The 21451-nt window shown below is 66.8% G+C and carries 21 protein-coding genes; 15 read left to right on the top strand and 6 right to left on the bottom strand.

What is annotated here, in order from left to right; genetic code table 11:
- Positions 1-14: 14 nt before the first annotated feature.
- From QTI68_RS24235 to QTI68_RS24195, 9 genes are all read left to right on the top strand, one after another.
- Positions 15-1250, top strand: a complete 1236-nt coding sequence (locus QTI68_RS24235; protein WP_286525212.1) for a dienelactone hydrolase family protein — start codon at positions 15-17, stop codon at positions 1248-1250.
- A 156-nt stretch (positions 1251-1406) separates the two neighbouring features.
- Complete coding sequence (locus QTI68_RS24230) at positions 1407-2897, top strand: DUF1254 domain-containing protein (protein WP_286525210.1); 1491 nt, start codon at positions 1407-1409, stop codon at positions 2895-2897.
- 51 nt (positions 2898-2948) lie between these two features.
- A complete protein-coding gene (locus tag QTI68_RS24225; RefSeq protein ID WP_286525209.1) occupies positions 2949-3182 on the top strand; it encodes a hypothetical protein in 234 nt (77 codons plus the stop codon).
- A 23-nt stretch (positions 3183-3205) separates the two neighbouring features.
- A complete protein-coding gene (locus QTI68_RS24220) occupies positions 3206-3757 on the top strand; it encodes an OmpA/MotB family protein (RefSeq protein WP_286525207.1) in 552 nt (183 codons plus the stop codon).
- Between the two features lie 10 nt (positions 3758-3767).
- Positions 3768-4592 carry a transporter family protein gene (locus QTI68_RS24215; RefSeq protein ID WP_286525206.1) on the top strand — a complete coding sequence of 275 codons (825 nt, stop codon included), beginning with the start codon at positions 3768-3770 and terminating at the stop codon, positions 4590-4592.
- A gap of 25 nt (positions 4593-4617) precedes the next feature.
- Complete coding sequence (locus tag QTI68_RS24210; RefSeq protein WP_286525205.1) at positions 4618-5463, top strand: DUF2092 domain-containing protein; 846 nt, start codon at positions 4618-4620, stop codon at positions 5461-5463.
- An 11-nt stretch (positions 5464-5474) separates the two neighbouring features.
- Positions 5475-6062: a hypothetical protein gene (locus tag QTI68_RS24205; RefSeq protein WP_286525204.1), complete on the top strand. Its 588-nt coding sequence runs from the start codon at positions 5475-5477 to the stop codon at positions 6060-6062.
- Between the two features lie 8 nt (positions 6063-6070).
- On the top strand, positions 6071-6865 hold the full coding sequence (locus QTI68_RS24200; protein ID WP_286525203.1) for a DUF3313 domain-containing protein: 795 nt from the start codon (positions 6071-6073) through the stop codon (positions 6863-6865).
- On the top strand, positions 6862-7635 hold the full coding sequence (locus QTI68_RS24195) for a YfaZ family protein (RefSeq protein WP_286525201.1): 774 nt from the start codon (positions 6862-6864) through the stop codon (positions 7633-7635). Before QTI68_RS24200 ends, QTI68_RS24195 begins: the two co-directional genes overlap by 4 nt.
- On the opposite strand, the gene QTI68_RS24190 is transcribed toward QTI68_RS24195, so the two are convergent.
- Positions 7625-9448, bottom strand: coding sequence for a two-component system sensor histidine kinase NtrB (locus QTI68_RS24190; RefSeq protein WP_286525200.1), 1824 nt, complete (start codon positions 9446-9448; stop codon positions 7625-7627). The two genes, QTI68_RS24195 and QTI68_RS24190, sit on opposite strands and share 11 nt — an antisense overlap.
- An 89-nt stretch (positions 9449-9537) precedes the next feature.
- Here QTI68_RS24190 and QTI68_RS24185 point away from each other — a divergent pair, with 89 nt between their 5' ends.
- A complete protein-coding gene (locus tag QTI68_RS24185; RefSeq protein ID WP_286525199.1) occupies positions 9538-10197 on the top strand; it encodes a response regulator transcription factor in 660 nt (219 codons plus the stop codon).
- 3 nt (positions 10198-10200) lie between these two features.
- On the opposite strand, the gene QTI68_RS24180 is transcribed toward QTI68_RS24185, so the two are convergent.
- From QTI68_RS24180 to QTI68_RS24170, 3 genes are all read right to left on the bottom strand, one after another.
- Positions 10201-10611 carry a response regulator transcription factor gene (locus tag QTI68_RS24180; protein ID WP_286525197.1) on the bottom strand — a complete coding sequence of 137 codons (411 nt, stop codon included), beginning with the start codon at positions 10609-10611 and terminating at the stop codon, positions 10201-10203.
- A 102-nt stretch (positions 10612-10713) separates the two neighbouring features.
- Complete coding sequence (locus QTI68_RS24175) at positions 10714-11853, bottom strand: BMP family ABC transporter substrate-binding protein (RefSeq protein ID WP_286525195.1); 1140 nt, start codon at positions 11851-11853, stop codon at positions 10714-10716.
- A 65-nt stretch (positions 11854-11918) separates the two neighbouring features.
- On the bottom strand, positions 11919-12647 hold the full coding sequence (locus tag QTI68_RS24170; RefSeq protein WP_286525193.1) for a GntR family transcriptional regulator: 729 nt from the start codon (positions 12645-12647) through the stop codon (positions 11919-11921).
- A gap of 247 nt (positions 12648-12894) precedes the next feature.
- Between QTI68_RS24170 and QTI68_RS24165 the strand changes: the two genes are divergently transcribed.
- On the top strand, positions 12895-13977 hold the full coding sequence (locus QTI68_RS24165) for a DUF1989 domain-containing protein (RefSeq protein WP_286525192.1): 1083 nt from the start codon (positions 12895-12897) through the stop codon (positions 13975-13977).
- Positions 13978-14032: 55 nt separating this feature from the next.
- On the opposite strand, the gene QTI68_RS24160 is transcribed toward QTI68_RS24165, so the two are convergent.
- Complete coding sequence (locus QTI68_RS24160; RefSeq protein WP_286525190.1) at positions 14033-15940, bottom strand: hypothetical protein; 1908 nt, start codon at positions 15938-15940, stop codon at positions 14033-14035.
- Positions 15941-16110: 170 nt separating this feature from the next.
- Between QTI68_RS24160 and QTI68_RS24155 the strand changes: the two genes are divergently transcribed.
- From QTI68_RS24155 to QTI68_RS24140, 4 genes are all read left to right on the top strand, one after another.
- Positions 16111-17106 carry a 2-hydroxyacid dehydrogenase gene (locus tag QTI68_RS24155; RefSeq protein ID WP_286525185.1) on the top strand — a complete coding sequence of 332 codons (996 nt, stop codon included), beginning with the start codon at positions 16111-16113 and terminating at the stop codon, positions 17104-17106.
- A 94-nt stretch (positions 17107-17200) separates the two neighbouring features.
- Positions 17201-18964: an esterase/lipase family protein gene (locus QTI68_RS24150; protein WP_286525183.1), complete on the top strand. Its 1764-nt coding sequence runs from the start codon at positions 17201-17203 to the stop codon at positions 18962-18964.
- Between the two features lie 204 nt (positions 18965-19168).
- Positions 19169-19450 (top strand): helix-turn-helix domain-containing protein, encoded by a 282-nt coding sequence (locus tag QTI68_RS24145; protein ID WP_286525181.1) that lies wholly within the window; start codon positions 19169-19171, stop codon positions 19448-19450.
- Positions 19447-20769 (top strand): type II toxin-antitoxin system HipA family toxin, encoded by a 1323-nt coding sequence (locus tag QTI68_RS24140; protein WP_286525179.1) that lies wholly within the window; start codon positions 19447-19449, stop codon positions 20767-20769. Before QTI68_RS24145 ends, QTI68_RS24140 begins: the two co-directional genes overlap by 4 nt.
- Positions 20770-20843: 74 nt before the next feature.
- Here QTI68_RS24140 and QTI68_RS24135 read toward each other — a convergent pair whose 3' ends face one another.
- Positions 20844-21308 carry a GNAT family N-acetyltransferase gene (locus tag QTI68_RS24135; protein ID WP_286525177.1) on the bottom strand — a complete coding sequence of 155 codons (465 nt, stop codon included), beginning with the start codon at positions 21306-21308 and terminating at the stop codon, positions 20844-20846.
- Between the last annotated feature and the right edge of the window lie 143 nt (positions 21309-21451).

The raw sequence follows: 21451 nt of genomic DNA, 5'->3' as shown, positions 1-21451 counted from the left end.
ACGGAGCACTTCACATGCAGGACCCAGCAGCCACCAATTCTCCGCGCCACATCCGCATCCAGGCCAGTGACGGCAGCGGCAGCTTCAACGGCTACCTGGCCGTGCCGCGCTCGGGCAGCGGGCCCGGCCTGGTGCTGGCGCAGGAAATCTTCGGCGTGAACCAGACGATGCGCGACGTGGCCGACTACTACGCCGAAGAAGGCTACGTGGTGCTCGTGCCCGACTTGTTCTGGCGCCAGCAGCCGGATGTCGAGCTCGGCTATTCACCGGACGACTGGCAGCGTGCCTTTGCCTTCTACAAGGGCTTCGACGAGGCCCGCGGCATGGAAGACATGCAGGCCGCGATCACCGCGCTGCGCGGGCGGCCCGAGGTGCAGGGCGCAAAGGTCGGCGTGCTGGGCTTTTGCCTGGGCGGCAAGCTGGCCTACTTGGCGGCCTGCCGCACCGACGCGGACGTGGCGGTGGGCTACTACGGCGTGGGCATCGACGCGGCGCTCGACGAGGCCGACCGCATCCGCTGCCGGCTCGCCCTGCACGTGGCCGAGCTCGACGGCTTCTGCCCGCCCGAGGCCCGCGAGCGCATCGTGCAGGCGCTGCGCGGCCGGCCGAACGTCGAAGTGCATGTGTACCCCGGTGTCGACCATGCGTTTGCGCGGGTGGGCGGCGAGCACTACCACCGCGCCTCGGCGCTGATGGCGCACGAGCGCAGCATCGCGGCGCTGAAGAGCGCCATCGGCCCGCACTACGACCTGGCCGCGCTGTGGGACAAGCATTGCGAGTACGAGTTCGCGACCCGCAACGTCGACGACACGATGAGCACCATGGTGGCCGAGCCCTACGTCAACCACATCCCGACCATGACCGGCGGCGTGGGCTACAAGGCGCTGCACCACTTCTACACGCACCACTTCGTCAACAGCAACCCGCCCGACACCTCGCTGGTGCCGATCTCGCGCACCGTGGGCGCGTCGCAGGTGGTCGACGAGATGCTGTTCTGCTTCACGCACACGACCGAGATCCCGTGGATGCTGCCGGGCGTGGCGCCGACGGGCAAGCGGGTGGAGATCCCTTTGCTGGCGGTGGTGAAGTTCCGGGGGGACAAGCTCTACCACGAGCACATCTACTGGGACCAGGCGAGCGTGCTGGTGCAGGTGGGGTTGCTGGATGCGGCGGGGTTGCCGGTGGCGGGGGTGGAGACGGCGCGGAAGCTGCTGGATGAAAGCTTGCCGTCGAACACGTTGATGGGCTAGGGTGAACAGGCCCTAGGCAAAGCCCCCAACAGCCGCTTGGCTATTGGCCCAAAGTCCTATTTCCCCTCCGCGCCTCGGCGGCTAGGCTCCCACCACTCGCAAAGCCGAGCACGACCTGCGCACAAGCCCGGGCGAACGACTTGAGGAAGCAATAACATGAAGAAAAACACGACGCGCCGCGACGCGGTCCTCACCATGACCCTGGGTGCGCTCGGCGCCTGGGTGCCGGGTGCGCATGCGGCCGATGGCCTTTTGATCGATGCCAAGGAGGCCGTCGAGGAAGGCCTCGCGGAGGTCGAGACCGACGTCAAGGCGCGGCAGGCGCGCGACCTCGCGATCGAGGCCTACATCTACGCCTACCCGCTGGTCACCATGGAACTGACCCGCCGCAGCCTCACCAACGTCGCGGCGCCCGATGACAGCAAGGCGCCGATGGGCCAGTTCCTCAAGCTGCGCGGCTACCCCGCCGTGGACAACCACGCAGTCACCGCGCCCAACGCCGACACGCTGTACACCATCATCTGGCTGGACGTGACCAAGGAGCCGTGGGTCATTTCGACGCCGGACATGAAGGGACGCTTCTTCCTGCTGCCGATGCTGGACGGCTGGACCAATGTCTTCGAGGTGCCGGGCAAGCGCACGACCGGCACCGGCGCCCAGAAGTTCGCCATCACCGGTCCGGGCTGGAAGGGAACCCTGCCGGCGGGAGTCAAGCAGTACAAGTCGCCCACCGGCATGGTGTGGATGCTCGGCCGCATCTACTGCACCGGCACGCCGGAAGACTACGCGGCGGTCCACGCGCTGCAGGACGAGATGACGGCCGTGCCGCTTTCCTCCTACGGCAAGTCCTTCACGCCGCCGCCCGGCACGGTCGACCCGAGCGTCGACAGCAAGACCGCCGTGCGCGAGCAAGTCAATGCAATGGATGCCGCCAGCTACTTCGCGCTGTTCGCGCAGCTGCTGAAGACCAATCCACCGGCCGCGGCCGACGCCCCGATGGTCGCCAAGCTGGCGAAGATCGGCATCGTCCCGGGCAAGGATTTCGATGCCTCGAAGCTCGACGCGTCGGTCCAGAAGGGGCTGTCGAAATCGCCCAAGCCGGCCCAGGCCAAGATCATGGGCTGGATGAAGAAGGGCCTGCTCTCCGGCGACCTGAAGCTCAAGAACGGCTGGACCTTCACCACCAAGACGGGCCTCTACGGCACCAACTACATCCAGCGCGCCTTGATCACCGCGATCGGCCTCGGCGCCAACCGACCGCAAGACGCCGTCTACCCCACGTCCACCGGTCCCGACATCCTGCAGAAGTACCACGGCTCGAAAAAGTATGTCCTGCGCTTCCCGAAGGGCCAGTTGCCTCCGGTCAACGGCTTCTGGTCGCTGACGATGTACGACACCGACTACTTCTTCGTTCCCAACCCGATCAATCGGTACACCGTCAGCCAGCGCAACCAGCTCAAGGCCAATGCCGACGGATCGGTCGACCTCTACATCCAGAACGAGTCGCCCGGCGCGGACAAGGAAGGCAACTGGCTGCCGGCGCCCAAGGAGGGCTTCATCCTCATGATGCGGCTCTATTGGCCGAAGGACACGCCGCCGAGCCTGCTCGACGGCAGCTGGACCATTCCGCGCGTCAAGCCGGTCTGAGCGGCTCGCAACGCTTCCCTGTGTCCCATCGATTTACCAGAGGAGACTGCCATGAAGCACTTCGTTTTCTCCGCATCGGCCGTGATCGCATTCGCGTGTCTCGCCCCCGCGTCGTCCTGGGCGGTGACCTGCGCGAAGGGCGTCTACCGAGAGGGCTGCGCGGGTCCCAACGGCGCCGCGGTGGTCAGGAAGCCACCGCCGCCGGCGACCGTGACCTGCGCCAAGGGCGTCTACCGCGAGGGCTGCGCCGGCCCGAACGGCGCAGTGGTACGCAGGCGCTACTAAACCGGCAACACGAGGAGAACAGCATGAAATCAACCCGATTCGTCCTGGCGCTGTGCGCCGCACTGGTGGCAGCCGGCTGCGTCACCAAGCAGACCTACAACACCGAGGTCCAGAAGGCCGACAGCTATGCCGCGCTGAGCCAGAAGCTCTCGGGCGAGCTGAGCGCCGATCAGGCGCAGATCACGCAGCTGCAGAACGAGCTCAAGGTGACCCTGGTCAACGAGATCCTGTTCCCCGAAGGCGGCTGGTCGCTGAGCCCCAAGGGCGAACAGACGCTGGACAAGATCGCGCCGACGCTGGCCAACCTGAAGGGCCAGCAGATCGTGGTTCAGGGCTTTACCGACAACGTGCCGATCGGGCCCGAACTGAGGGGCCGCTTCCCGTCCAACCTGGAGCTGTCGTCGGCCCGGGCGGACAACGTGGCGCGCTTCCTGACCTCGAAGGGGGTGCCGCAGAACACCATCTCGGCGCAGGGCTTCGGCGAAGCACGCCCGGTGGCGAGCAACGACACGCCGCAGGGCAGGGCCAAGAACCGGCGCGTGGAAATCGTGATCTCGGCGGCCAATCGGCCGTAGCGCGCCGGTCATGCGAACCAGGTTCCGACTGCCATGCGTGAGCCTGGGCGTGGCGGTCGGCATGGTGCTCGTCGCTTCGCCTCCGGCCCGCGCCGAGATGAGCGCCGAGGAACTCGCCAAGCTGGCGCAGAACCCGGTCGGCAACCTGATCAGCGTGCCGTTCCAGAACAACACCAACCTCAACTACGGGCCCGAGAAGGGAACGCAGAACATCCTCAACATCCAGCCGGTGGTCCCGATCTCGGTCAACTCCGAGTGGAACGTCATCACGCGCACCATCCTGCCGGTGATCTCGATGCCTTCGCTGGGCCCGGGCATCGACAGCCTCAGCGGGGTTGGCGACGTGGTGTTCACCGCCTTCCTGTCGCCGGCCAACCCGGGCAAGTGGATCTGGGGTGCGGGCCCCGTGGTGCAGATTCCGACCAACAGCAACTCGGAGCTCGGCAACAAGAACTGGGGCATGGGGCCGGCCTTCGTCCTGCTGCACTTGGATCACGGCAGCCCGTGGGTCTATGGCGCGCTGGTCAACAACATCTGGTCGGTGAGCAGCAGCAAGCAGGGCGGCTCGTACAACAACGGCACCTTGCAGCCCTTCGCCAACTACAACTTCCCGGGCGGCTTCTACCTGACGACGGCGCCGATCATCACGGTCGACTGGAACGCCGACAGCAGCCAGCGCTGGACCGTGCCGCTGGGCGGTGGCATCGGCAAGATCTTTCACCTGGGCAAGCTGCCGGTGAACACGCAGCTCTCGGCCTACTACAACGTCGTCAAGCCCGACAACGGTCCCAACTGGCAGATCCGCCTGCAGGCGCAGTTCATGTTTCCCAAGTGAAGCGTTCGTCAACTTGAAAGCACCCATGATCAACACCCGAATTCTCGCAAGCGCCGCGCTGCTCGCAGCGAGCCTGGCGCTCGGCCCCGGGGCGGCTGCGCAGACGCCCACAGCCACCAAGCCGGCGACCCCTTCGGCCAGCGCCGCCGCCAAGGCCGCGCCGCAGCTCGACGCCAGGGCCATGGACCTGCTGAAGGGCATGAGCGGCGCGCTCACGGCCGCGCAGTCGATGGCGTTCACGGCGGTCGTCACCTACGAAAGCCCGAGTAGCGTCGGCCCGCCGCTCGTGTATTCGACATCGTCCGAAGTGCTGCTGCAGCGTCCGAACAAGCTGCGCGTCATCACGCTGGGCGACGGCCCGGCCGCCGAGTACAGCTACGACGGCAAGACCATCACGGCGTTCGCGCCGGCCGAGAACCTGGTCGCGGTCACGGATGCGCCGCCCACCATCGACGCGATGCTCAAGGCCGCCTTCGACAAGGCGGCGATCTACTTTCCGTTCGCCGACATCGTCGGTGCCGACCCGTTCGGCAACATCGCGGACGGGCTGACCAAGGCCTTCTACATCGGCCAGTCGAAGGTGGTCGGCGGCACCACCACCGACATGATCGCGGTGGTCAGCAACACCGTCTTCATGCAGATCTGGATCGGTGCCCAGGACAAGCTGCCGCGCCGCATGCGCGCGGTGTTCCGCGGCGACCCGCTGATGCTGCGGCACGACGTCGAGTTCTCCAACTGGAAGCTCGATCCGGTGATCGCGGCCGAAGCCTTCGCGGCGGTGAACGCGGCCAATGCCAAGAAGATCGACTTCGCCGCACCGAAGCCGACGCAGCCACCGAAGGCCGCCCGGAAGCCGGCGAAGGCCAAGTGAGGAGACGAAACATGACGAACACCAAGGCCCTTCTTCCGCTGCTGGCGGCATGGCTCATCACGGCAGGCTTCCACGCACCGGCGGCCGCCTGGGCCAGCGCCAATCGATTCGGCGGCCACTCCTACGGCGGCTACGGCAGTGCCACGCATGACAACCGCTGGGGCGGCTCGACCTCCGCCAATGCCTTCGGCGGCTGGAGCCATACCAACGCCGAAGGCGGCCACAGCGAAGGGGTCGCGGGCTACGGCGCAGTGCACACCACGGCCGGCGGCTTCAGCACCTACCATCCGCCGGCCTATGGCTATGGCGGCTACGCGCCCTACCACGCACCGGTGGCGGTGCCTTACTACCACGCGGGCTGCTACGACTGCGCAGGCGCCGTGGCCGCCGGAGCGGTGGTCGGTGTCGCGGCCGGCGCGGCGGTCGCCAGTGCCGCGCGCCCGGTGTATGCGGTGGGCGTCAACTACGCGACGGTGCCGCCCGGCGCGGTGATCGTGAACCAGGCCGGCATCAACTACTACCAGGTCGGCAGCACCTGGTTCCGGCCGTACTACGGCGCCAACGGCGTGTACTACACCGTGGTGCCGGCACCCTACTGACCATGAACATGAACCCACCCCACGTCACTCCGCTCGCGCTCGCCTGCCTCGCACTCGCGGCAGTCCTCGTCACCGGCTGCGCAACGCCGGGGTCGGGCAACGCCGGCATCACGGCCTCCGAGAACAACCTGGCCAAGGTCTCCAATGTCGGCTTCCTCAGCGAGCCCGGCAAGCTCAAGGTCCAGCCCGCCAACGGCGGCTTCCTGTGCTGGCGCCAGGCCGGCGTCGACTGGCGCAGCTACGACAAGGTCATGATCGAGCGCATCAAGGTCTATGTCACGCCGGCGACCGAGCAGAGCCCGGTCGACCCGACCGACCTGAAGGCGCTGCTCGACTACTTCCACAGCGCTCTGGTCAAGAACCTGTCGCCCGAGGCGAAGATGGTCGATGTCGCCGGCCCCGGCGTGCTGCGCGTGCGGCTGGCGCTGACTTCGCTGGTGCCGACCAACACGCTGGCCAGCATGGCCGGCACGGCGGTGCCCTATGGCTTCGTCGCCGAGATGGGCTCGGGCGCGGCCACGGGCCGCCCGGTGGGCTCGACACCGTACCTGGGCAAGACCGGGCTCGAGGCGCAGTTCCGCGATGGCGCCACGGGTGCCGTGCTGGCCGAATGCGCCGACACCCAGATCGGGCTCAAGTACGCGGCCGACCTGAACAAGGGCGCGACCACCGCGGCAGAAGCCTGGATGAACGGCTACGTGAGCTCGTTCACCAGCTGGAGCTACGCCGAGGACGCCTTCAACAAGTGGTCGGCGGCATTCGCCCGCCGCTTCGCCGAGCTTCGCGCTCAACCGCCGCAATGAACGCGCCCCGCTTCACCACCCGCCGCCTAACCCGGGCCATGGCCGGCGTTGCCGCCGCGCTGGCGGGCCTGCCGGCCCTGGCGCAGACCAGCGTGGCGCCCGCCAACGAGTGGCAGTTCGAATTCGTTCCCTACCTCTGGCTGGCCGGCATCCGTTCGGACCTGAAGCTCGGGCCCCTGCCCGGGAGCACCGTCTCCGTGAGCTCGAGCAGCGTGCTCGAGGCGCTCGACTTCGGCGCCATGGGCACGCTTGAAGCGCGCAAGGGCGCCTGGGGCGGCCTGCTCGACGTCCAGTACGTCAAGCTCGGCGTCGGCAACCAGCTGGCGGGCGGGCTGCTGGGCGGCTACAACGTCAAGTTCGAGCAGACCATCGCCACCCTGGCGGGCTTCTATCGCGTGGTCGAGGCGCCGGTCGTCGTCGATGTGCTGGCCGGCGTGCGCTACGTCGATGCCGAGACCCGCGTCGACATCGCGCCCAGCCTGCGCGGGCTCGGCGGGCAGATCGAAGACTCGGCCGGCGCGGCCGACGGCATCATCGGCGTGCGCACCATCGTGCCGGTCGGCGACAAGTGGTCGCTGCTCGGCTACCTGGATGTCGGCGAAGGCGGCTCGACATCCAGCTGGCAGGCGATCGCCGGCGCCAGCTACCAGTACTCGCCCACCACCTCGCTGAAGTTCGGCTACCGCTACCTGAGCTACAAGCGCGACAACGGGCTGCTCGACAAAGTCGCGATGGGCGGCCTCTACTTCGGCGCCGGGTTCAGGTTCTGACCGCTGCGCCGTCGCCCCGGGCGGCCGGCTCGAGCGGCAGCACGACGCGGAAGGTCAGGCCGCGGCCCTGGTTGCGCTCGACGTCGAGCGTGCCGCCGTGCGCTTCCAGGATCGAGCGGCACATCGACAGGCCCATGCCGAGGCCCTTGGCCTTGGTCGTGTAGAAATGATCGAAGACCTTGTCGATGTCCTCCTCGTCGATCCCCGGGCCGCTGTCGCGGACCTCCACCCGGACCCGTCGCCCGCCGCTCGGCGCGACCGATACGTGCAGGGCGCGCGACCCCCGGGGCTGCTCCGTCATGGCCTCGTTGGCGTTCATCGCCAGGTTCAGCACCACCTGCTGGAGCTGGCCCTTGTCGCCCAGCACCACGCAACCGGGCGCCATCGACCGCGTCACATCGACGCCTCGCTCCAGGAAGTCGCTGTGCATCAGGTCGACGACCTCCTGCACGCAGGCGCCGATGTCGACCTGCTCGCGTTCGGTCTCCTGCCGCCGCAGCATGGTGCGCAGGCCGTTGATGACGGCGCTGGCGCGCTTGTCGTCGCGCACCACGTCCTGCAGGATCTCGCGCAGGTCGGCAATATCGGGCGGGTCCTGGGCCAGGAAGCGCAGCCCGGCCTGCGCGTTGCTCAGGATCGCGGTCAGCGGCTGCGACAGTTCATGTGCCAGCGATGCCGCCAGCACGGCGGTGCGCGCCACCCGGTCGGCATGCCACACCTGGCGGCGCAGCAGGTACATCTCGCGCTCGTTCCGGCGCAAATCGGTGACGTCGGTGAAGACCCCGCACATCGCATCGGCGCTGCCGTCGCGGTTCAGCAGCGGAAACTTGAGCGAAGCGAAGATGCGCGGCTCGCCGTTCCCATTCCCGCCCTTGCGTTCCTCGCTGCGCACCGTCTCGCGCTGCTGCAGCACGCGCCGGTCGCTGGCCAGCATCGCCTCGGCCTGGTCGCTCGTGAAAAGCTCGCGGTCGGTCTTGCCGATCGCCGATCCGCTGGCCAGGCCGAACAGCTCTTCGTAGACGCGGTTGGTCATCAGGTAGCGGCCGTCCTGCAGCTTGACGTAGACCGCGGCCGGGATGTTGTCCAGGATGCCGCGCACCCGGTCGCGGCTCCGGCGCCGCTCGCGCGCGAGTTCGAAGTCCAGCAGCACGACCAGTGCGAGAAAGGTGAACTCTGCGACGTGGACGCCGGGAACCCATTGGAGGTTCACGAGGTGGTTGTAGAGCACGCCGCCGATCAGCAACAGCAGGCAGGCGGCCAAGGTCAGGCTGCCGCGCCGGTTCTCGCCGGCCCGGAACCGGCGGAACGCGGCAAAGGCGCACCAGCCGAAGATGAAGTAGAAGCCCAGCACGCCGACCACGAACCAGGGCGTCGGGTGGAAGACCCGCAAGTCGGTCACGCGCTCGCCCCAGGGCAGCGTGATCTCGGCCGCGGCCGGCATGGCTGCAAAGGCCAGACCCCACGGCGACCACAGGTTGGTGAAGAACAGCAAGACGCAGGCGAGGCTCATCGCGGCCTGCAGGCGGCGAGCGCGAATGTTCAGGTAGGCGCCGACGAACCAGGGGAGCACGCCCGCGAAGACGATGCTGGCGCCGATCTCGACCCTGCGCATCCGGACCAGTTCGTCGGGCGTCGAGGCGCGATAGGCCCCGGTCTTGGCGCCGACGTATACCGTGATGGTTGCGCAGATGACCGCGAACAGCAGATGGGTGCGGTGCACCGGTCGCTGCAGGCCGACGATGCCGTTGTGCAGCGCCGCATAGGCGACGACCCCCGCCAGGGCGCACAGAGTCAAAACGAGGGGTTCGCTCATCGCCCCGAGCTTAGCCGGGCGCGGCGACATCGCGAAAAGTGCGCGGCGACGTACTATTCCGCCGTCGTCACTTCCAGAGCACGCGCCGCATGACCACCGACCGTCCTGCCGTTTTCGTCGTCGACGACGACCCCTCGGTCCGCACCAGCATGGAGCGGCTGATCCGCTCGGTCGGCTGGAAGGCCGAAACCTTCGCTTCGGCCGAAGCCTTCCTCGAACGGCTGCCCCTCGACGGCAGCTGCTGCCTGCTGCTCGATGTCCACATGCCCGGCACCACCGGCACCGAGCTGCTGGACATGGTGTGCGCCCAGGACTGGAACCTGCCGGTCGTCTTCCTGACCGGGCAGGGCGACGTCCCGACCTGCGCCGCATCGATGAAGAAGGGCGCGGTCGACTTCCTGCTCAAGCCGGTCGACGAAGAGCTGCTGCTCGACGCCCTGCGCCGCGGGCTCGAGCGCCATGCCGCGCAGGGCGAGCGCGAGGCGCGGCGCAGCAGCGTGCAGTCCCATCTCGACAGCCTCTCGCCGCGCGAGCGCCAGGTGATGGACGGCGTGCTCTGCGGCCGCCTCAACAAGCAGATCGCCGGCGACATGGACATCTCCGAGAAAACCGTCAAGGTGCACCGGGCGCGGGTCATGGAAAAGATGGGCGTGCGCTCGGTGGCCGAACTGGTGAGCCTGTGCGGCGCCGACATCGTCGCCCGCGCGGCGACCGCACAACAGCGCGGCGGCGGTGCGGAGGCTGGCTGATCGTCAACGCGGCGGGGCCGCCGGAGGCGCGGCACCGCCGCTTGCGGTGACCCAGTCGATGGCGTCCAGCAGGGCCTGGTCGTCGACCGGCTTGCGAAGAAAGAACCGGGTGCCCAGCGCGCGCGCCAGACGGCGCGTTTCGTCGTCGTCGCGCGCCGACAGCGCGATCACCGGGATGCCGACCGCGGCCTGCGTGAGCCGCTCCTGGACCTGCAGGCCGTTGATGCCGGGCATCGAGATGTCCAGCACCACGCAGCCGACAGCGCCCTGGGCCGCCTGCGCCAGGAAGGCCTCGCCGCAGTCGAAGGTCATCGCGCGATGGCCGACCGAACGCATCAGGCGGGCCAGCCCGCTGCGCACCGATGCGTCATCGTCGACCACGTACACCACCAAGTCGGCTGCGGATTTCACCATGGGGCGGAGTCCTTCGCTGTAGCCGCACACGATGCGCCCGCTGGCGGCCGAGTGGTATTGGACTTTGGTCCCATCGGGCCGGAGGCCGGCGCAGCGGCTGTGTCAGCCCAGCGTGCCGGCCACGCCCTCGACCAGGTAGTCCATCTTTTCGAGCACCGGATCGTAGTTGCCGTAGCCCTTGTCCAGCACCACCTTGCCGCTGTTGCTCTTCACGGGACCGGTCCAGATCGGCTTGCCGGCCTTCAGCTCGGCGATGGCGGCGGCGGCGGCGTTGCGCGCCTGCTCGCTCGCGCCGGCGCCGAACGGGGTGCTCAGCACCATGTCCTTGTCATAGCCGCCGAAGAACTGGTTGGGCAGCTTCTTGCCCGCACCGACGTCGGCGGCGAAGGACTTGTAGACCGTCTCCCATTTGTTCTCGGCGCCGGTGATGAAGCCCTTGGGCGCCAGTTGCGCCTGCGAGGCGTTGTGCCCAAGCGTCTTCGCGCCGGCCTTCTCGGCCGTCTCGATCACCACCTTGGGGCTGTCGACATGGCAGGCGATCACATCGTTGCCGGCGGTGATCAGGGCGTTGGTGGCCTCGCCCTCGCGCACCGGCATCGACCACTCGCCGGTGAACACCAGCTGCACCACCGCGTTCGGGTTGACCTTGCGCACGCCCATCGCGAAGCTGTTGATGTTGCGCAGCACGATGGCGATCGGCTTGGCGGCGACGTAGCCGATCTTGTTCGTCCTGGTCGACAGGCCGGCCGCGATGCCGTTCACATAGTGCGCCTGGTCGAGGTAGCAGAAGTACCCGCCCAGGTTCATCGGATGCTTGTCGGGCGACCACAGCGAGGTGGGATGCCGGAACTCGACCTTCGGGTACTTCTTCGCCATCTCGACCATGAAGGGATCGAAATAACCGAAGGAGGTGCCGAAGACCAGCGAGGCGCCGTCGCCCTGGATCATGCCCTCGATGGTCTTGCGCACGGCCACGGTCTCGGGCACGTTCTCTTCCTCGACCACCTTGACGCCGGGCACGGTCTTCAGCGCCTGCGCGGCCACGGCATGGGCCTGGTTCCAGCCGTAGTCTCCGCGCGGCCCGACATAGATCAGGCCGACCGTGACGCCCTTGCCCTGGGCCTGCGCGGCGGCCGCACCGAACAGGGCCGGCGCCACGGCGCTGCCGGCCAGTGTGCTGCCGACGGCCGAGCCGAGGGTGGTGCCGAGAAAGCGGCGGCGGTTCCAGGACGTGTTCGACATGGTGAGTTCCTTCGTCAGGTGGGGGGCGAGTGGAGTGGAGGACAGGGGAATGGGTGGTGGGGATCTCAGGCCGCCCTGGGCCGCTTCGCAGCCGCCGGGCGTCCCGCCGCATAACGGCCGAGGATGCTGCCGAGGTCTTGCGCCAACGGCTTCTTCTCGGGCGCCAGGGCGCGTTCCTGCACGCTGCACAGATGCGAATCCATCAGGCGCACGGCGGTCTTCTCGTCGCCACGGCGAAAGGCCTCGATCAGCGTCTTGTGCTCGTCGATGCCGCACTGCGAGGAATGCGGATGGCCGTAGATGGCCAGGATCAGCGAGCAACGCGACACCAGCTCCGAGACGTAGCGCTCGATCACCGGATTGCCCGCCATCTGCGCCAGCCTGATGTGGAACTCGCCGGCCAGCCGCGCGCAGACGGCCGGCGGCTGGGCGCGCGCGGCCTCTTCCTCGCTGCGCACATGCCCTTCCAGCGCAGCGCCCATGGCAGGGGTCCAGTGCGCGATGACACGGCGCACCACCTCGCGCTCCAGGCAGGCGCGCGCCTCGAACACGCTCTGCGCCTCGGCGCGCGACGGCTGGGCGACCGTCGCGGTCCGCTTGCGGCCGGCCTCGACCAGGCCTTCCGCGGCCAGCCGGGCCAGCGCCTCGCGCACCAGGGTGCGGCTGACACGCAGATGGGTGGCGAGCTGGTCCTCGGGCAGCTTGGTGCCCGGGGTCAGGGCCTGCTCGATGACGGCATGCTTGAGCGCGAGGTAGGCGGCTTCGGACTTGCCCGGTTCGGTCGGGAGGCTCATGGTGTACAGCGCTGGTATTTCTGAAGGATGACCGGCTGTATGCGAAAAGCGGGCCAGCCACTTCGCCAGCCGCCGCGTCGCCGGATGCACCGCGACCGGCCGCGAGCGCACGAAGCGCGGCCCAGACGCACCCATATGGCCCTCCGGACGATGGCCATGCACCAGGTCCGTACCGGTGTTGCCCGCGGCGATTGGCAGATATCTTGCATACCTGTGGTCGTCCATCAGGTACACAGAAGGAATCGACATGAGCGCCCAGACCCTGCGCCTTTCCCTGAACCAGCAGCAACTGGAACTCCTGGAGCGCTGCGTCGCCCGTGGCGATGCCGCCGATCTCCAGGCGCTCGCCCGGCGCGCGTTGCACGAGTGGAAGGAGGGCGTGCCCTCGGCCAGGCCGCCGTCCGCGGCCGGACCCGACCTGTCGAAGCTCTCGGACCGGCGCGAATGCCTCGCCAGCCTGGTCATCGCGCCGGGCACCGGCAAGGCGCTGGAAGTGCTGCAGGGCCACGTGGTCCGCATCTCGCAGGTCGAAGGCGGCCAGTGCGCCGACTTCAATTGCTTCAACCTTCACGACTACCGGGAGTTCATGCACGTGGGCCGCACGCGCACGCTGCATGGCTTCAACCCCGGGCCGGGCGACTTCCTGTGGTCGGCGCCGCCGCGCGAGCGCGCCATGATGTACATCCTGGCCGACACGGTGCGCGCCAACGACGTGATGTTCCCGCGCTGCAGCGCCAACCTGTACGAGTCGGTCTACGGCTTTCGCCGGCACACCAATTGCCACGACATCCAGTCCGAGGCGCAGCGCGAATACGGGCTCACGCCGGACGACGTCCATGACTCTTTCAACCTCTTCATGGTGACGCGGATCGCCGGCGAGCGCGGCCGCATCGAGCGCCAGACGTCGAAAGCCGGCGACCACGTGGAGTTTCTGGCGTTGATGGACGTGCTGGCGGTGCCCAATGTGTGCGGCGCCGACGTCATGCGCACCAGCAACTTCTCGCTCAAGCCCCTGAGGGTCGAGGTCTTCAGCGCCTCGGAGCGCGACCTCGCCAGCGTGCCGCCGCTCGCGGTCTACGAATCCAATCGCACGCCGGCGCAGTTCGCGCAGCCCCGCATCAAGGCCGACCGTGCACTGCAGCGCGACGCGGCCTACGTGCCGCAGTTCATCAACGTGCCGATCGTGCAGCGCGAGCACGACGTGCAGCTCAGCGAGGCCGAGTGCGAGTCCCTCGAGTCGTTCGGACTGCGCCAGTTCTACGGCGCCGACCGCGCGGCGCAGTTGCGCGACGTGCTCTTCAGCTGGTGGGAGAGGCGTTACATCGGTTGATGCTGTTGCAGGCGCCGCCGTTTCAAGCGTGGCTGGCTCGGCGGCGCCTCGAACATCAAGGCGTCACCATGCTGGCGCCCGCTCCATCGACCTTGAGTTGTCGCCAGAAGGTGTCCGTCGTCGTGGCACTGAAAGTCTGCCAGGTCGCCTCGAAGACCGGGAACTCGAACTTGTAGGAAGCAGTGCCATCGGGTCGAGTCGCGACATCCGCCCCCTGATTCGAGTAGGTGTGCTCGGGGTCCGACGGGCTCCAGACTGCCATGGCGAATTGCGTTGCGAAGTCCCGGTTGACGATACCGGCGACCGAAAGCGTCATGGGTCCGCCCGTGTACTGCGTGGTCGGCACGGACGGAGTGATCACAGGAAGCGGCGTCGCAACGACCTCGGCCGTCGTCAGCGGTCGACGTGGCACGCTGCGCGTGTAGACCATGTCCGCACCTTTGTACTGGACCGGTTGACCGCTTGCGTCCAATGCCCTGAAGACATAGCGGGCGTCATCGGGGATTGCCGTGATGGCGGCTTCGTCCCCCGACTTCTGGCCGATCGCCGGGTTGCTCGTGCAGTCGACTTGCATGACGTAGCCTGCGTTCGGCACCTGGGGCCAGGCGGGATCGAACCAGAACCAGTTGGTGTCGCGCAGGTTGAGGGCGGGGACAAACTTCAGGCCCGCTTGCGGGAGGCCCGGGCCGTTCACGACAACCGCTGCCACGGCGCCGCTGTTGTCGGCGTTGTGGTCCTTGATGATGATGTCGAAACCGGTTTTCGCGCAGCTTCCAGTCCCCGCCCACGAGGCCTGCGCATGGATGTCGAGTTCGAGCGGCTGTCCGTCACCGGCCAGGCGCCAGGCACCGTCCTCACCCTTCACCACGCGAACATTCTGCTGCCGGCTGAAGGCGACGCCGTTCTTGTCCCTGTGCGTGAAATCGACCACGACGCTCGACTTGTCCTTGTCGAAGCCGACCGGGGTGACGTCGGTAAAACTGCCGCCCACGAGATTGGGGTCACTCACGACTTCAGCGCTGAACTGGGTGGCGTCCTTGTCCTGGAAAAGGAAGTCGTCGGTCAAGAGCGGCAGCACGGCGGCGGCAACGGGTGCTCCGTTGGCGAATTTGGACGAGAAGTCCTCGAACACCTTGCGAATCTGCAAGATGTCGTTGCCAGCGGAGGCCATGCCCGCACCGTCCATTGGCGTCACGCCGGTCTCGGCTGCGGCTCGCGTTGCCAAGTCGTCGTCGATTTGCTGCCGGGTGACCAAGTTGAGGATGTGGGCCACGTTGCTGGCCGGGTCCACGCTGATGCGCAGCACGTCCAGCGCCGTGTCCAAGGCACTCGCGAGCGGCGTGAACGAGGTACGCAGCAGGTCGACGCTCGCATCGACGCCAAGAGCGAGGAGGGCAGGCAAGAGCTTCGCCTTGAGGCCGCTCACCTCGGCGTCCAGGGCCTCCTTGGTCAGCGTGCTGTAGTCGCCGCTTTCAAAGTACTTCGATGCCACCTGCCCGGCAATGTTGGCCACGATCAAGTCCGTGAACGGCGTGATGTTGATGTTGCCGTTGACATCGGCAGAGGTGCCGGCCGAGACGAGCGTGTACTGTGAACTGCCCGCACGCCCCTGAGCGATGAAAAGAAACGGGCCGGTCATGCCCGTGACATCGACCGAATAGCCGCCGATGGACGACAGCGGGACCGTTTTGGTCGCGCCCTTCGCATCCCGTACCATGACCGTGCCAATGAGCGGCAGGCCGGCGGCAGCGGTCCCCGAAATGGTTCCGGCTGCGATCTGTTGTGTTTGGCCGCCAGTGCCGGAACCGCCGCCTTGCGCAGGCTGGCCAGTCACAGGAAATGAACCGCCTCCGCCCCCGCCACCGCAAGCGGTGAGTGCGAGCGCGGCTGCCACTGCGCAGGCGATGCCCGAGCGCTGGAAAAGCCGCGAGGACGGGAGAGCGAAATCTGGAATGACTTTCATCTGTTGTCGATTGAATTGATATGAACGCGAAGTCCGGATGACCTCAAGTCGGTGCGCAGCACCGATTTGGGGCCCAACGCCTCTATCGGCAGCGCCGGGCAATCCTTGAGGGTCGAGTTGACAGAAACCGGCCGATGGCCCAATGCTGTGGGCCGCGCCAAGGAGATTTCATGAAGACAGCCGTGTTCAGTACAAGAAGCTACGACAAGGCCTTGCTGACCGCGGCGAACGCCCGGGCCGGGCATGAACTGACCTTCCTGCAAGACCGGTTGACGGCCAGCACGGCGTCGCTGGCCGCCGGCTGCGAGGCTGTCTGCGTGTTCGTGAACGACAACGTCGATGCCGAAGTGCTGACCCTGCTGGCCGCGCAGGGAACGCGGCTGGTTGCCACCCGTTCCACTGGCTACAACCAGATCGACGCCGCGGCTGCCGCAGGGTTGGGCATCGAGGTCGTGCGCGTCACCAACTACTCGCCGTATTCGGTGGCCGAGTTTGCGGTCGGCCTGCTGCTGGCGGTGAACCGCAAGATCGCGCGGGCCAGCGCGCGCACGCGCGACGGCAATTTCGAACTCGACGGCCTGATGGGCTTCGACCTGCACGGCAAGACGGTGGGCGTGATCGGCACCGGCAAGATCGGCACCATCTTTGCGCGCATCATGCTGGGCTTCGGGTGCACGGTGCTGGGCTATGACCAGTACCGAAACCCTGCCTTCGAGGCCATGGGCGGGAACTATGCGAGCACCGTGGACCTGGTTCACGACTGCGATGTCATCTCGTTGCATTGCCCCCTGACCGACCAGACCCGGCACATCGTGAATGCCGAGTCGCTGGCACGCGCCAAGCGCGGTGCCATCCTCATCAACACCAGTCGCGGCGCCCTGGTGGACACCGAGGCTGCGATCGCCGCGCTGAAGACCGGGCAACTCGGCGGACTGGCCATCGACGTCTACGAACAAGAGTCCAACCTGTTCTTCCAGGACCTGTCGTCGACCATCATCGAGGACGACGTCATCCAGCGGCTGGTGTCGTCTCATAACGTGATCGTGACGGGCCACCAGGCCTTTTTCACCCAGGAGGCGATCGGGCAGATCATGCAGACCACCATCGAGAGCATCAGTGCCTTCGAGTCGGGGGCCGAACTGGTCAACCGTGTTCCGGTCGGCTGACTGCCTCGAGTCCTGGATAGCTCCTTCGGCCAGTTGAGCAACCGCGCCCGGTCGAACATAGTCCCCCTGGATCATTGAATCCGGAGGAGATGCCATGGCCACAGCAGAAGCCGCCGTCGAAGCGTTGTCGACGGCGAAGCGGTACCCGATCATCTACGTGCGAGGCTTCGCCTTCAGCGCCAGCGAGCGCGATGAGACCGCTGCCGACCCGTACTGCGGCTTCAACGTCGGATCGACCGTCGCACGCGCGACCGCCGACAAGAATCGGCCCCAGGCCTACTTCTTCGAGTCGCCCATCGTGCGACTGTCGCTGGACCACAAGTACGAGGTGATGTACACCGACGGCATCCAGATCCTCGACCCGACCTGGAGCAACGGACCGATGGGCCAGGCCCGGGTCGACAAGGGCATCCCGATGAACTCGATCATCATCCATCGGTTCTACGACGCCGGGTCGAACCTGGTCGGCACCGGGAAAAGCTCTTCCATCTCCGACTACGCGAAGGAGCTGGCAAAGCTGATCGCGACGGTTCGCCTCCTCGTGCGAAACCACGAATCCCACAAGGATGGCTCCACCTACACCGATGCCGACTTCCGGTGCTACCTCGTCGCGCATTCGATGGGCGGCCTGATCGTCCGGGCACTGCTGCAGAACAAGGCCAACGAAGTCTCGAAGATCCTGGTGAGCGACGGCGAGGTCAAGGTCGCCCCGGTCCGCGACACGGTCGCGAAGGTCTTCACGTACGCCACCCCGCACAACGGCATCGAGCTGGGGGGCTTCAACGTGCCGCGGGTGCTCCCCGGCTTTCTCAAGGATGCATCGACATTCAATCGGGACGTGATGCGCGCCTACCTCGACAAGCAGCTCATCGGCGGCAACATCAACTACCTCCCGGAGGACATCTTGCCGCCGCCGTCCCACTGGTTCTGCATGGTCGGGACCAACCGCCTCGACTACGAGGTCGCCGCGGGGCTCTCCCGCAACTTCGTCGGACGCGGCAGCGATGGCCTGGTCCGCATCGACAACGCCACCCTGTGGTATCAGGAGAAGGTCGGCGACGGCGAAGACGCGCCGCTCATTGCCAAGCCGACCGCGACGGCCTACGCCTATCGCTCGCATTCGGGCAGCTTCGGAATCGTCAACTCCGAGGAGGCCTATCAGAACCTGGTGCGTTTCCTGTTCGGCAACTTCCGGATCGACCTGTGGCTCGACATCGAGAGTGCGACGCTGCCGGCGATCGTGCAGCAGCAGGAAGACGCGGGGCGCAGAGTCGATGCCGTCTACCAGATCGAGCTGACCGTAGGAACGCGAGGGAAGACCTGGGCCTTGAGCCGGCGCAAGTCGGAGGACGATTCACCCGCTTGCCGCACGTACCAGGATCTGAAGAAGCTCAAGGCAGGGCAGGTGGAATCCGTCCACTTGTCGACGGTCTTCCTCATCAAGTCCGCCAAGGTCAACAGCGACCGACCGGGCATCTCCTACTCGGTGACCCTCGGCATTCGTGCGCCGGACTACGAGGTGGACAAGGCCTTCTGGCCCGATGGCCACTACGAGGGCGTCCAGCTCTTCCGGGACTCCTTGGTGGTCACGCTCTACGACCCCGCCGACTACCAGAAGCTTCTTCTCAGCCAGGGCAACGCGGCAGCGCCGCCGGAAGGCAGCTGGATGGTCAGCTACGACTGGCTGGAAGACAAGCTGCCCCCCGACAAGCGATCGTGGTCGCAGGAGTTCAGCCCGGAGGCGATCGCCAAGCCGATGCCTGTCCTGATCGACCTGCATCAACCCGCGCCGGGCACTGTCGCCCAGAACGGCTCGGTCAAGGCCAGGCTGCGGATGGTGGCGAGCGGATGGGACTGAGCCTGTAGCGGACGCACCGTCCGCCGGGCGTCGAGTGCAGAAAGCGCCCGTCGGGGCGCTTTTTTGTTCACCGTACCCTTGCCATGCGGCGCAGCCCAATGTATGCTGTATTTGCCATAAATGAAGTATCGAAAGCCTGGATGTTTCGACAATCCACAGGAGAAAATCCGCTTGAGCCTGGAATATACATAGCAAATAGAGCATATGAATAGCTTGCCTGACCTTGGCCGTGCGCTCGCGCGCTTGCGCAAAGAGCGCGGCTTGACGCAGAAGGAACTGGCTGCCGCCTGCGGCATGGGCCAGTCCACGCTCGCGCGCTTCGAGACGGGTGGTGTCGCTGAGTTCGGGTCGCGCAAGCTGCTGCGCCTGTTGGAGGTTCTGGGTTACGAGATGAGCTACGTCCCGGTGAATCGCAGCTTCACGCTCGACGACGCGCTGGCCGAACGACAGCGTGAAATCGCCGGCGACAGCGAAGCGCGCCGATGAAACTGCACGTGTTCGTCCATGACAAGCCGGTGGCGACCCTGGAGTCCACCGACGGCTTCCGCCACGTGATGGCGTATCACCCGGACGTCGAGCCCGGGCAGTTCGCCTCGCTGCTGATGCCTGTGCGCACAGAGTCCTACGCCTATCCCGACCTGCACCCCGTCTTCCGCATGAACCTGCCGGAAGGCTTCCTGCTGTCGATCCTGCAGGAGCAGCTGGGGCCGCAGGTCGGTGCATCGCCGCTCAACCTGCTGTCGGTGGTGGGGCGCAACGCCATCGGGCGTGTCAAGGTCGCGATGCCTGGCGCAGACCCGACGCAGCCGCCCGTGCCCTTCGAGCTGGCGGGCATCCTGCGGGGCGACAACTCCGAAGCGGCCTTCGTCGACCTGGTGCGCCGCTACGCCGTGTCGGGCGTGTCTGGCGTCGTCCCCAAGTTCCTTTCGCCCAACACCCTCGCGGAACACGGCAAGGCAACGCTGGCCACCGACCGGCACATCATCAAAGGCACGACCTCCCGGCTCCCCGGCGTCGCGCTCAACGAACACCTCTGCATGGAGGTGTCGCGCCAGGCCGGCATACCCACCGCGAAGACCGAGGTCTCCGATGACGGCCAGGCGCTGGTGGTGCATCGCTTCGACTTCGAGGACGACGGCGTCACGCGCAAGGGCATGGAAGACCTCTGCAGCCTGCTGTCGCTGCGGCCCGAAGAGAAGTACCAGTCGACCTGGGAGCGCGTGGTCGGCCGCATCAAGGACGTGGTGCCCGTTGCCGCGCAGCAGAACGCAGCGCTGTCGCAGCTGGCCGACCTGCTGCTGCTGACCTACGCGCTGCGCAATGCCGACTGCCACACCAAGAACATCGCGCTGCTCTACAGCTCGCGCGAGCACATCGCGCTGGCCCCCGTCTACGACATGCTGACCATCTCGGTCTACGAAGACTATGCGAAGAATCCGCCCGGCATGCCTGTCGATGGGCGCAGCACCTGGACGCCGGGAAAGGCGCTGGAGCGCTTCCTGCAGACGCGCTGCGGCGTGCTGCCCGCGCAGACCCGGGAGCGCGTCGAGCGCATCTGCGAGGCGATCGTCCAGGTGACGCCGCAGGTGGTCGAAGCGGCTCGCCGCTACCCCGGCTTTCGCGAGACGGGCCCGCGGATGCTGCATGCATGGAATGCCGGGATGAACAGCATGCGGCTGCAGAAGAGCTGGAGCCTGCCATCGCTCGAAGGTGCCATCGCGCAGGCGGGGTTCGCGGACGTGGAGCCGGCGGTGCCGACACCGCGGGAAAAGATCGGGAGATCGCCGTTGTTGGGGAAGCGCTGAAGGTCGCCCCAGAACGGCTCGGTCAACGCCAGGCTGCGGATGGTAGCGAGCGGCTGGGAGTGAGCCTGTCGGGATCAATCGAGCGCTTTGCGCATCAGGGCATTCTGGAGGGTCACGCCCCGACGCACCGGAAATCGCCGTTCGACCACCTTGAATCCGTGGAGCGCAAAGAACGGCTCGGCGGTCATGCTCACATCCGACGTCAGCTCGCTCAGGCCAAGAAGCCTGGCCTCTTCATGGATACGGGCCATCAGCCGGGTCCCGATGCCTTGCCGCGGATGGGCGCCCGACACGAAGAAGTGGTCGATGTACCCGTCGTGCTGGACGTCCGCGTAGCCGACGATCTCGTCGCCAAGCAAGGCGACGAAGGGTTGGATTCCCTGAACCCGGCTTGCCCAAAGCGCCGGGTCGAGGTCCGCTGGCGCCCATGCGTCGAGTTGCTCGGGCGAGTAGTCACCGGAGGCAATCTCGTGGATGGCCGTGAAATACACGCGAAACAACGCAGCTTCATCACCCAGCCTGAACCGGCGAATCTCCATGAGGCCCTCATGACGCGACAAGTTGAAGCGCGAGTCTGTCACACCAGGGCGCCAGGAACTGGCGGCTGCTCCCGCACGCCTTTCGCTACGATGGCGGCACTTCGTTCGTCATCCATCCCCCCACCCGACTGCCAGCCGCGCAT

Origin of the sequence: Variovorax sp. J31P207 (assembly GCF_030316965.1) — a bacterium.
Lineage (GTDB): Bacteria > Pseudomonadota > Gammaproteobacteria > Burkholderiales > Burkholderiaceae_C > Variovorax > Variovorax ginsengisoli_B.
Note: the sequence above shows the minus strand (reverse complement) of the source record. Positions and strands in the feature narration are given on the sequence as shown.

Coding starts and splice junctions, on each gene's coding strand:
- QTI68_RS24235 (WP_286525212.1), top strand. CDS start 15: ATGCAGGACCCAGCAGCCACCAATTCTCCGCGCCACATCCGCATCCAG.
- QTI68_RS24230 (WP_286525210.1), top strand. CDS start 1,407: ATGAAGAAAAACACGACGCGCCGCGACGCGGTCCTCACCATGACCCTG.
- QTI68_RS24225 (WP_286525209.1), top strand. CDS start 2,949: ATGAAGCACTTCGTTTTCTCCGCATCGGCCGTGATCGCATTCGCGTGT.
- QTI68_RS24220 (WP_286525207.1), top strand. CDS start 3,206: ATGAAATCAACCCGATTCGTCCTGGCGCTGTGCGCCGCACTGGTGGCA.
- QTI68_RS24215 (WP_286525206.1), top strand. CDS start 3,768: ATGCGAACCAGGTTCCGACTGCCATGCGTGAGCCTGGGCGTGGCGGTC.
- QTI68_RS24210 (WP_286525205.1), top strand. CDS start 4,618: ATGATCAACACCCGAATTCTCGCAAGCGCCGCGCTGCTCGCAGCGAGC.
- QTI68_RS24205 (WP_286525204.1), top strand. CDS start 5,475: ATGACGAACACCAAGGCCCTTCTTCCGCTGCTGGCGGCATGGCTCATC.
- QTI68_RS24200 (WP_286525203.1), top strand. CDS start 6,071: ATGAACCCACCCCACGTCACTCCGCTCGCGCTCGCCTGCCTCGCACTC.
- QTI68_RS24195 (WP_286525201.1), top strand. CDS start 6,862: ATGAACGCGCCCCGCTTCACCACCCGCCGCCTAACCCGGGCCATGGCC.
- QTI68_RS24190 (WP_286525200.1), bottom strand. CDS start 9,448: ATGAGCGAACCCCTCGTTTTGACTCTGTGCGCCCTGGCGGGGGTCGTC.
- QTI68_RS24185 (WP_286525199.1), top strand. CDS start 9,538: ATGACCACCGACCGTCCTGCCGTTTTCGTCGTCGACGACGACCCCTCG.
- QTI68_RS24180 (WP_286525197.1), bottom strand. CDS start 10,611: ATGGTGAAATCCGCAGCCGACTTGGTGGTGTACGTGGTCGACGATGAC.
- QTI68_RS24175 (WP_286525195.1), bottom strand. CDS start 11,853: ATGTCGAACACGTCCTGGAACCGCCGCCGCTTTCTCGGCACCACCCTC.
- QTI68_RS24170 (WP_286525193.1), bottom strand. CDS start 12,647: ATGAGCCTCCCGACCGAACCGGGCAAGTCCGAAGCCGCCTACCTCGCG.
- QTI68_RS24165 (WP_286525192.1), top strand. CDS start 12,895: ATGAGCGCCCAGACCCTGCGCCTTTCCCTGAACCAGCAGCAACTGGAA.
- QTI68_RS24160 (WP_286525190.1), bottom strand. CDS start 15,940: ATGAAAGTCATTCCAGATTTCGCTCTCCCGTCCTCGCGGCTTTTCCAG.
- QTI68_RS24155 (WP_286525185.1), top strand. CDS start 16,111: ATGAAGACAGCCGTGTTCAGTACAAGAAGCTACGACAAGGCCTTGCTG.
- QTI68_RS24150 (WP_286525183.1), top strand. CDS start 17,201: ATGGCCACAGCAGAAGCCGCCGTCGAAGCGTTGTCGACGGCGAAGCGG.
- QTI68_RS24145 (WP_286525181.1), top strand. CDS start 19,169: ATGAATAGCTTGCCTGACCTTGGCCGTGCGCTCGCGCGCTTGCGCAAA.
- QTI68_RS24140 (WP_286525179.1), top strand. CDS start 19,447: ATGAAACTGCACGTGTTCGTCCATGACAAGCCGGTGGCGACCCTGGAG.
- QTI68_RS24135 (WP_286525177.1), bottom strand. CDS start 21,308: ATGGAGATTCGCCGGTTCAGGCTGGGTGATGAAGCTGCGTTGTTTCGC.